This is a genomic window from Streptomyces sp. NPDC054847 (assembly GCF_053610925.1).
Genome location: NZ_JBSGZJ010000312.1, coordinates 1 through 8,699, shown reverse-complemented (window position 1 = coordinate 8,699; position 8,699 = coordinate 1). Strand labels below are relative to the sequence as shown.

Genomic DNA, 8,699 nt, shown 5'->3' with positions numbered 1-8,699 from the left:
GGGAAGGGGCGGGTAGGGGAAAACGCCCGCCGCAGGCGCTACGCCCCCCGCACCGGCCCGAACCGCACCTCGTGCGCCGCCCCCGCCCGCATCCCCCGCAGCATCCGCTCCGCCTCCCCCGCCAGTTCCTCCCGCTGCGCCCTCGTCGGCGCGTCGAACGGCTCGAGCGTCACCGTCGCCGTGTCCGCCGTCTCCTCCAGCCGCCATGTCCCGGCGAGGAAGCCGTCGAGGAGGAACGTGCAGTACGCCTGGTTCCCCCGCCACGTGAGGCCCTTGTGCCCCGCGGACACCACCCGTCGCCGGTCCGCGTGCGAAAGCAGGAGGTTGTCGAACTCGGGCAGCAGACGGGCCGGCGCCGGGGTGTCGGCGTCGGGCCGGGGCGCGTCGGGGAGGTCGAAGAGCTCCACGCCGTGTTCGTCCTGGAACACGGCGAGCCCCGGCCGCAGCCGTTCGAAGACCTCTCGGGTACGGGTCAGCCCGGACCAGGTCTGGAAGTCCTTGACGGAGGCGGGCCCGAAGGCGGCGAGATAACGCCGTACGGCGTCCTCGGCGTCCGGCGCGGACTCCGACGGCCGGCCGAACCACCGCTCCGCGGTGGTGAGCCGGACCTGGCCGCTCCTGCCCCACAGTCCCCGCGGGGTGACCTGCACCAGCGGCAGGGCGCACCGGGCGGCGACGGACAGCGCGAACGGATCGGCGTCCGGCCAGTGCGCGAGGAGCGCTTCCCGCAGCTCCTTCATGGTCCGCGGCTCCTCCTCGACGAGTTCGCGCGCGAGGGCGGCGAGCCGCTGGAGGTCGACGCCGACGAGCCCGGCGCGGAACTGCGCCAGCTCGCGGTCCCTGGCCGGCTGGACGAGGGGCCGCAGCCGCAGGCAGTCGTCGGCGGTGTGCGTGTGGATGGTGGCCCGCATGGTCACGAGCCGCCCCACCTCGCGGGCCTCCATCAGCGTGGAGAGCTCCTGCGGATCGAACGCCTCCAGCCGGGCGTCGAGCGCGTAGTAGGGCGGCTTCACGTTCTGCGCCTGGAGCCCGACGAGGTGCGCGACGGCCGCCGCGACGGGCATCTCGGCCCGTGTCGCGCGCCGCAGCAGGAGCTGCCGGGCGAGGGTGGCGCGGTTGAGCGCGCGGGTGCCGAGCACGGGGTGGGTCGCGGTTTTCGAAGCCATGCCCGAACGCTACCGAGACTTGCGGACAGGTTCTGTCCGCAATGGCGAGAGCTGTCGGATGGGATCATGATGGATACGTGACGGCGTCGGGACCGGGCAGGTGACAGCCATGAGCAACGCGACGGAGCGGGACCCGGAGGGGCAGGCGCTGCTCGACGGTATGACCGTGGACCAGAGCCAGCCGGAGCGCCCGGTGCTCCTGGACGGGGACGGCCGCCCGATCAAGACCTGGCGGCAGAACTACCCGTACGACCGCAAGATCCGCAGAGCCGAGTACGAGCAGCAGAAGCGTGTGCTGCAGATCGAACTGCTGAAGCTGCAGCGCTGGGTCAAGGATTCCGGTCAGCGCCTCATCGTGATCTGCGAGGGACGCGACGCGGCCGGGAAGGGCGGCACGATCCAGCGGTTCACCGAGCGGCTGAATCCTCGCGGCGCCCGCGTGGTGGCGCTGGAGAAGCCGACGGAACGCGAGGCGACGCAGTGGTACTTCCAGCGTTACGCGGCCCATCTGCCGTCCGCCGGCGAGATCGTGTTCTTCGACCGCTCCTGGTACAACCGGGCCGGTGTGGAACGGGTCATGGGGTTCTGCACCAAACCGCAGTACGACCTGTTCCTGCACCAGTGCCCGCAGTTCGAGCGGATGCTGGTCGAGGACGGGATCATCCTGGTCAAGTTCTGGTTCTCGGTCTCGCGTGCGGAACAGCGCACCCGCTTCGCGATCCGGCAGGTGGACCCGGTGCGCCAGTGGAAACTGTCCCCCACGGACGTGGCGTCGCTGGATCTGTGGGACGAGTACACGGCCGCCAAGGTGGACATGTTCCGGGCCACCGACACCGACCATGCCCCGTGGACGGTGGTCAAGAGCAACGACAAGCGCCGCGGTCGCCTGGAGGCCATGCGCAGTCTGCTGTGGCGCGTGGACTACGACAGCAAGGACCCGGAGGCCATCGGACGGCCGGATCCTCTGATCGTCGGGGCGGCCGACACGCTCCTGGAGCCGGGTGAGGAGAACGCCTCCCTGTCCCCGACCCCGCTCGCCGGTCATGCCGAGGGGCCGGGCGCGCACCCGGGCAGTGGGCCGGGAGCCTGAGCGGCCCGGCCGCCGCGGACCGGCGGGTCAGAAGTCGACCGGGTCACGGACGATCGGACACGTCATGCAGTGGCCGCCGCCACGGCCCCGGCCCAGTTCCGCGCCGACGATGGTGATGACCTCCACGCCCGCCTTGCGCAGCAGGGCGTTGGTCTGGGTGTTGCGGTCGTAGGTGAACACCACGCCCGGCTCGACGGCGACGGCGTTGTTCCCGCTGTCCCACTGCTGACGTTCGGAGGCGTAGACGTCACCCGCGGTCTCGATGATCCGCAGCCCGGACAGGCCGAGGGCCCGGGCGACGACGTCGGTGAAGGCCGCCGACCCCTCGTCGGTGATCTCGACGCCGGGCGCCTTGTCGGACGGGCGGAGCGAGAAGGTGTGCACCGCGTCCATGATCTTCGGGTAGAGGGTGACGATGTCGCGGTCGGCGAAGGTGAAGACGGTGTCGAGGTGCATCGCGGAGCGCAGTTTGGGCATGCCGGCGACGATGACGTGCCGGGCGGCGCCGTTCGCGAAGAGCGCTGCGGCGACCTGCGTGATGGCGTGGCGGGAGGTGCGTTCGCTCATGCCCATGAGGACGACGCCGCCGCCGACGGGCATGATGTCGCCACCCTCGAACGTGGCCTGGCCCCAGTCGAGTTCCGGGTCGCCCCACCAGACCGTCGAGCCGGCGAAGTCGGGGTGGAACTCGTAGATCGCCTTCATCAGCAGCGTCTCGCCATGGCGGGCGGGCCAGTAGAGGGGGTTGAGGGTCAGGCCGCCGTAGAGCCAGCAGGTCGTGTCGCGGGTGTAGAGGGTGTTGGGCAGCGGTGGCATGAGGTACTCGCGTACGCCGGTCGATTCGCGGGCGAGGGCGACGTACCCGGGGCGGAACTCGTCGGGCAGGTCGGCGGTCGCCAGGCCGCCGATCAGGTACTCGGCGAGCCTTCGGGGCTCGAGCGTCTCGAGGAAGGCGCGGGTGGAGTCGATGAGACCGATGCCGACCTCGTTGGCCGTGATCTTCCGGTCCAGGAGCCACGACCGGGCCTCGCCGATCGCCATGGTCTGCATGAGCAGGTCGTGCAACTCGACGACCTCGACGTCCCGTTCACGGAGCTTGTCGACGAAGTCGGCGTGGTCGCGCTGGGCGTTGTCCACCCACATCACGTCGTCGAAGAGCAGATCGTCCGAGTTGGTCGGGGTGAGCCGGCGGTGCGCGAGACCGGGGGCGCAGACCAGGACCTTGCGGAGTCTGCCGACCTCCGAGTGGACGCCGTGCGACGGGCGGGCGCTGCTGGTGGTGTCGGTCGTCATGAAAGCCTTCCTGGTCTCCGGGTCAAAGGGTGATCCAGCCGGCGGCCAGGGCGACGACGCCCAGCACGGCGCCGGCCACCGAGACGGCGCAGATGACGCTCTCGGCGGGCGAGAACAGCTTCTTGCCCTGTTCCCTGCGGGCCTTCACGAAGAGGAACGTGGCGGGCGCGTAGACGATGAAGGAGACGAGGACGAATTTCGGCCCGGCCGCGTAGAGCAGGAACGCCGTGTAGAGGGTGGCGACGGCGGCGATCGTCAGCTCCCGGCCGGAACCGCGGCCGCCGACGGTCCGGTCGTCGGGCCTGAACCCGATCTTGAGCGCGAAGGCGGCGGCGAGGAGGAACGGGATGAGAGTGAGGGCGCTCGTCAGGTCGAGCGCGAAGTTGAAGGCGTCGTCGGAGAAGAGCGTGACGATCAGGACGACCTGGCTGAGGAGCGTCGTCATCACCAGCGCCGGTTCCGGCACGTCGGCGGCGGTCGACCGCTTCAGGAAGCGCGGCATGTCGTCGTCCTTCGCGGCGACGAACAGCACTTCCGCGGCCATCAGCGTCCAGGCCAGATAGGCGCCGAGGACGGAGACGATCAGGCCGACGCTGATGAACACCTGGCCCCAGGTGCCGACCGCCTCCTCCAGGACGCCGGCCATCGACGGCTGGCGGAGCTCGGCGATCTCGGCCATCGGCATGATCCCGTACGACACGATGGTGACGGAGGCGAAGACCGCGAAGACGCTGAGGAAGCCGAGCACGGTGGCACGCCCCACGTCGGCCCGGCGCCTGGCGTGCCGCGAGTACACGCTCGCGCCCTCGACACCGAGGAAGACGAACACCGTGGCGAGCATGGTCCCGCGGACCTGGTCGAAGAGGGAGCCGGCGTAGTCGGCGCCGCCGAAGTTGTCGGCGAAGACGTCCGCCTCGAAGTAGAACAGCGCGATGACGACGAAGACCAGGATCGGGACGACCTTGGCGACGGTGACGATCCGGTTGATCGCGGCGGCCTCCTTCACGCCGCGCCGGATGAGGAGGAAGAACCCCCACAGCCCGATCGAGGACAGCACCGCCGCGAGCAGGGTGTCGCCGTCGCCGAGCGCCGGCCAGACGGCTCCGATCGTCGACATGATGAGCACCCAGTACGTCACGTTGCCGACGCAGGCGCTGGCCCAGTAGCCGAAGGCGGCGAAGAAGCCGAGGTATTCGCCGAAGCCGGCCTTGGCGTAGGCGTAGACGCCCGCGTCGAGGTCGGGCCGGCGCACGGCCAGCGACTGGAAGACGAACGCGAGCATCAGCATGCCGGTGCCGGCGATGGTCCACGCGATGAGCGCGCCGGCGACGCCGGTCTCGTCGGCGAAGCGCCGCGGGAGGGAGAACACTCCGGCGCCCACCATGGATCCGACGACCATGGCGGTGAGCGTCATCAAGGACAGCTTGACGGCCGGCCGGGTCTCCGCGGTGGTTTCCCCCTGGGTCGTCATGTCTCCCCGCTCCGTACGGCCGACCGTCACCGAGAGGGGAATCTATCGCCTGTCCGCCGGTTTTGTGACGAATGCCGGGTACGGAGTGTCCGGGGCCCGGCCGCCCGCCGTCGGCGCGCCCCCGACGGCGCTCACGCCTGGGAGATGAGGCGGTCCACCGCCGCCGTGCCCGACGTGTAGCCCGCGGCTGCCGCCGCGCCGGGCCGGGCGGCCTGAGCGGGCGCCAGGCCCCGGGCGGCGAGCGGCTGCTGGGCAGGCTGGGTCCGCGTGAGGGCGAGCGGTGGGGCGTGCTGCGGCAACGGCTGGGGCCCGGGCGGCTGGGCCCGGGCGGGCGCCTGCGCCAGCATGGGGGCGGGGACCGGCTGCGGGGCCTGCGCCTGGGCCGGCATCGACGCCACGGCCGGCTGCTGGGCCTGCGCCTGTACCGCCTGCGCCTGCGCGTCGACCCGCGGCAACGGCTGGGACCGCGCGGGTATCTGCGCGAGCATCGGCTGCGGCGGCTCCGGCGCGGGCGGCGGGGCGGGCGCGGCCCGGATGTGCTCGCCGTACAGCACGAGCTCCATCGCGGAGACCAGCCGCGCCACGTCCGGCTCGGGGCGCACCACCAGCCGGACGAACCGGCTGGAGCTGCCGATCTTGTTACCGCACTCCCGCACCAGGACGCCGTGCTCCGCGAGCAGCCGGTCCCTGAGGATCGCGCCGTCGGCTCCTTCCGGCAGCCTCACGTACACGAAGTTGCCCTGCGAGGGATAGACGGTGAGACCGGGCAGCTGGGACAGCCGCCAGATCATGTCCTGCCGGTCGCGGCCCACCTGCGCGAGGCTCTCCGCGTACTCCTGGCGGTGCTGCTTGAGCATGAACACCACGGTCTCCGCGAAGGAGTTGATGTTCCACTTCGGCAGCGCGGCACGCACCTTCCCGGCGAGACCCGGGTTGGCGACGAGATAACCGAAACGCACCCCGTGCAGGCCGAAGTTCTTCCCGAGACTGCGCAGCACGATCACGTTCGTCCGCAGCACGGCCTCTGCCGCGACGCTGGTCTCCTGCCCGGCGTCGGCGAATTCGAGGAACGACTCGTCGACGACGACCAGGTCCAGGTCCTGGAGCTGGTCGAGCAGGGACAGCACCTGCTGCTTGGGGAGCAGTCCGCCGTCCGGGTTGTTGGGGTTGCAGACGACGGCGACGCGCGAGCCTCTGCTCCGTACGAACTGCACGAAGGACGCCGGGTCGAGGACGAAACCGCGCGCCTCGGGCAGCAGCAGCATGTCCACCCGCTTGCCGGTCTCCATCGGCTGGTCCGTCCAGCGGCCGAAGGTGGGCACGGGAACCGCCAGCGACTCGCGGACGAGCAGATGATCGATCCAGGTGATCAGCTCGGTGGAGCCGTTGCCCATGGCGACCGTCTGGGGATTGAGGCCGAGCAGCTGGCAGAGCTCGGCGGTGATCGTCTCGGAGCCGCTCGGGTAGTAGGTCAGGATCTCCCTGAGCCTGCTGCCGAGCTCGTCGAACATGGCGGGAGTCGGGAAGTACGGGTTGCAGGGGATGCAGAAGTCCACGATCTCGCCGGCCGCGCCGCCGCCCGCCCGGTCCAGCGTGAAGTACGACGGGCTGTGCGCGGTGGACGCGCGGAAGAGCGCGGTGACGTTGCTGCCGTTGCCGTTGCTGCCGGCCAAGACGTGCCTCCCTGCCTTTTGGCGGCCCGTGCGGATCCACACGGGCCGCCAGAAGGTACGGGCGGAGGTCACGCGCCGTTCAACGCTCCCGTAGCGCCGGCGGCGGCTCGTTCACCGATGCCGACGGCCCGCTCCTTGTGCCGGGGCGCCCGTGTGGCGGGAGCCCGACCCCAGGTCATCGGCCACAGGCCGCTTGCTGTGCCGCACCCCGGCGTACGCGCGGCGCACGCCGTCCGTGCAGCAGCAGATAGAACTGCTCGACCGACTCGCCGGGGCCGTGCTCGAACCGTTTGACGACCTTGCCGAGCGGGTTCCACACCCGCCCGTCCGGCATGCGCACGCCGACCGGCTGGCCGAACATCTCGCGCTGTCCCGCGTCGAGGTCGATCCAGCACGCGCCCGCGCGTCTGACCATCACCTCGCCCGTGTAGGCGCCGAGCCCATGAAGGTAGCGGTCCACTCCCGTACGGACGGGTCTGTTGCGTCTGAGTCCGTCGACGACGACGTCGACCAGTCTCAGGCTCGTCACGCTGTAGTCGAGCGGCAGTCTGCTGCGCTCGCTCATCTCCGTGACGAACCGGGCGGTGTAGCTCCGCATGCCCCTGGCGTCCGGCAGTCCTGCTCCGTGATCGTCCACGGCACCCGCCTTTCCACAACGATGGCCTCACCGGACTCAGCGGAAACACGGGTGGGAGCATCACGGACGGCACAGGTGGCTGTTCTCACAAGAAAATCAGCATGCGGCGTACAACCCTCGGCCCGGCCGGAGCGTCTGACGGAAGCCATGCCCGGGGAGCGACCGCGCGGGCCGTGGTCGTGCAGGCCGGTTCGGGCAGGCTGTGTCAGGACCCGCTGCGTCAGGGCAGGTTGCGTGCCGAGCAGGCCGGTGCCCGGGCCCGTTGCGTCAGGGCCCGTTGCCTTCAGGGCAGGTCCCGCCGGCCGACCGGTCTAGCCGCCGTACTCCCGGTCGTCGACCGGAGCGTCGGGCAACTGTGCCTGGAGGGACTCCCGGTAACGGACACAGCCGCGCATGAACCGCGGCCACGGCGGCACCGCCACCTCGGGCTCCACGCGCTCCGGCAGCAGTCCCCACAACCGCGGGTGGTGCCAGCACAGATCGTGGCCCGAGCTGTCCCGGTGCGCACGGATACCCCGGCGCAGCGCTCTCACCTCGGCCACGAGTTCGTCGCGGCTCAGCCGGTTCAGGTCCTCGTCCAGGTCCACAACCTGCACCCTAGGCACGGGCGGCGGCGGACGGTCCCGGGCGCACCGCGTCGCACGGCCGCGTCCCTCTTACGGCGTCCCGCAGGTCCTGGGCCCTGCGGAGTCGTGCACTCCTGCGTGTCGCCCTACTGCCGTGACGGCTTCTGCGTCGGGGCACGCCACTTGTCCGGTCCGGCCTGGGGATCGACGGGGGACGGTGCGTCGGCGCCGGCCTTCTCGCCGGCCCCCGTGCCGTGCCCTCCGCCCGCCGGCCGGTCCGCGGCAAGGCGTGCGCAGTACGCCTCGACCTGGTCGGGTCCGCCGGCGACTGCGGCCAGCCGCTCGCGGACGGCATTTTCCTTGGCGTCGCCGTCGGTCCGCCGCTCGTCGGTCCTGCCGCCGTTCGCGTTCCCGCCCGGTTTCTCGTGGTTCCGGCCTGCCGCCGCTGCGGCCTCGTAGGCGTGGCAATGGGCCGTCAGGTCCTCGGCGGTGGGCGGGCGTTCGTCGGCTCCCGGGACGATGGCGGTCGGGACGGCGGGCACCGTGGCGGGCGGGGTCACGCCGGTGCTCCGCTCCCCCGCGCCGGAGGGGGTGACGCGGGGCGCCGGGCTCGGCTTCCCGGCGGTCGGGTCCGCGAACGGGGCGGGGATCGCGCCGGCCGCCATCGCGACACCGCCGAGCATGACGCCGGCGACGAATGTGCCGACACCGGCCCGGACCCAGGGGACCCGGGTCCTCGCCTCCGCCGGCCGCCAGTCGTCCTCCGGGCGGGTGGGCAGCTCGAGCGCCCCGTCGTCACGGGC

The 8,699-nt window shown here is 71.4% G+C and carries 7 protein-coding genes and 1 pseudogene; 1 reads left to right on the top strand and 7 read right to left on the bottom strand.

The genetic code is table 11. The features are described from left to right. Positions 1-38: 38 nt before the first annotated feature. Positions 39-1,166, bottom strand: a complete 1,128-nt coding sequence (locus tag ACWGH4_RS25335; protein WP_453464943.1) for a winged helix DNA-binding domain-containing protein — start codon at positions 1,164-1,166, stop codon at positions 39-41. Between the two features lie 109 nt (positions 1,167-1,275). On the opposite strand from ACWGH4_RS25335, the gene ppk2 reads away from it, so the two are divergent. Beyond that, a complete protein-coding gene (ppk2, locus tag ACWGH4_RS25330) occupies positions 1,276-2,256 on the top strand; it encodes a polyphosphate kinase 2 (protein WP_453464940.1) in 981 nt (326 codons plus the stop codon). A 27-nt stretch (positions 2,257-2,283) separates the two neighbouring features. On the opposite strand, the gene ACWGH4_RS25325 is transcribed toward ppk2, so the two are convergent. The 6 genes and pseudogenes from ACWGH4_RS25325 to ACWGH4_RS25300 all read right to left on the bottom strand — a co-directional run. Beyond that, positions 2,284-3,549 carry an arginine deiminase gene (locus ACWGH4_RS25325; RefSeq protein ID WP_453464937.1) on the bottom strand — a complete coding sequence of 422 codons (1,266 nt, stop codon included), beginning with the start codon at positions 3,547-3,549 and terminating at the stop codon, positions 2,284-2,286. Between the two features lie 22 nt (positions 3,550-3,571). After that, entirely contained in the window at positions 3,572-5,020 is a 1,449-nt protein-coding gene (locus ACWGH4_RS25320; protein ID WP_453464934.1) for a basic amino acid/polyamine antiporter, read from the bottom strand. 131 nt (positions 5,021-5,151) lie between these two features. Beyond that, positions 5,152-6,693: a pyridoxal phosphate-dependent aminotransferase gene (locus ACWGH4_RS25315; RefSeq protein ID WP_453464931.1), complete on the bottom strand. Its 1,542-nt coding sequence runs from the start codon at positions 6,691-6,693 to the stop codon at positions 5,152-5,154. 175 nt (positions 6,694-6,868) lie between these two features. Next, a complete protein-coding gene (locus tag ACWGH4_RS25310; protein WP_453464928.1) occupies positions 6,869-7,330 on the bottom strand; it encodes a hypothetical protein in 462 nt (153 codons plus the stop codon). A gap of 311 nt (positions 7,331-7,641) precedes the next feature. Beyond that, positions 7,642-7,917 carry a hypothetical protein gene (locus tag ACWGH4_RS25305; protein WP_441261404.1) on the bottom strand — a complete coding sequence of 92 codons (276 nt, stop codon included), beginning with the start codon at positions 7,915-7,917 and terminating at the stop codon, positions 7,642-7,644. Between the two features lie 125 nt (positions 7,918-8,042). After that, positions 8,043-8,699, bottom strand: a pseudogene (locus ACWGH4_RS25300) (hypothetical protein); the annotation flags it as partial.

Coding starts and splice junctions, on each gene's coding strand:
- ACWGH4_RS25335 (WP_453464943.1), bottom strand. CDS start 1,166: ATGGCTTCGAAAACCGCGACCCACCCCGTGCTCGGCACCCGCGCGCTC.
- ppk2 (WP_453464940.1), top strand. CDS start 1,276: ATGAGCAACGCGACGGAGCGGGACCCGGAGGGGCAGGCGCTGCTCGAC.
- ACWGH4_RS25325 (WP_453464937.1), bottom strand. CDS start 3,549: ATGACGACCGACACCACCAGCAGCGCCCGCCCGTCGCACGGCGTCCAC.
- ACWGH4_RS25320 (WP_453464934.1), bottom strand. CDS start 5,020: ATGACGACCCAGGGGGAAACCACCGCGGAGACCCGGCCGGCCGTCAAG.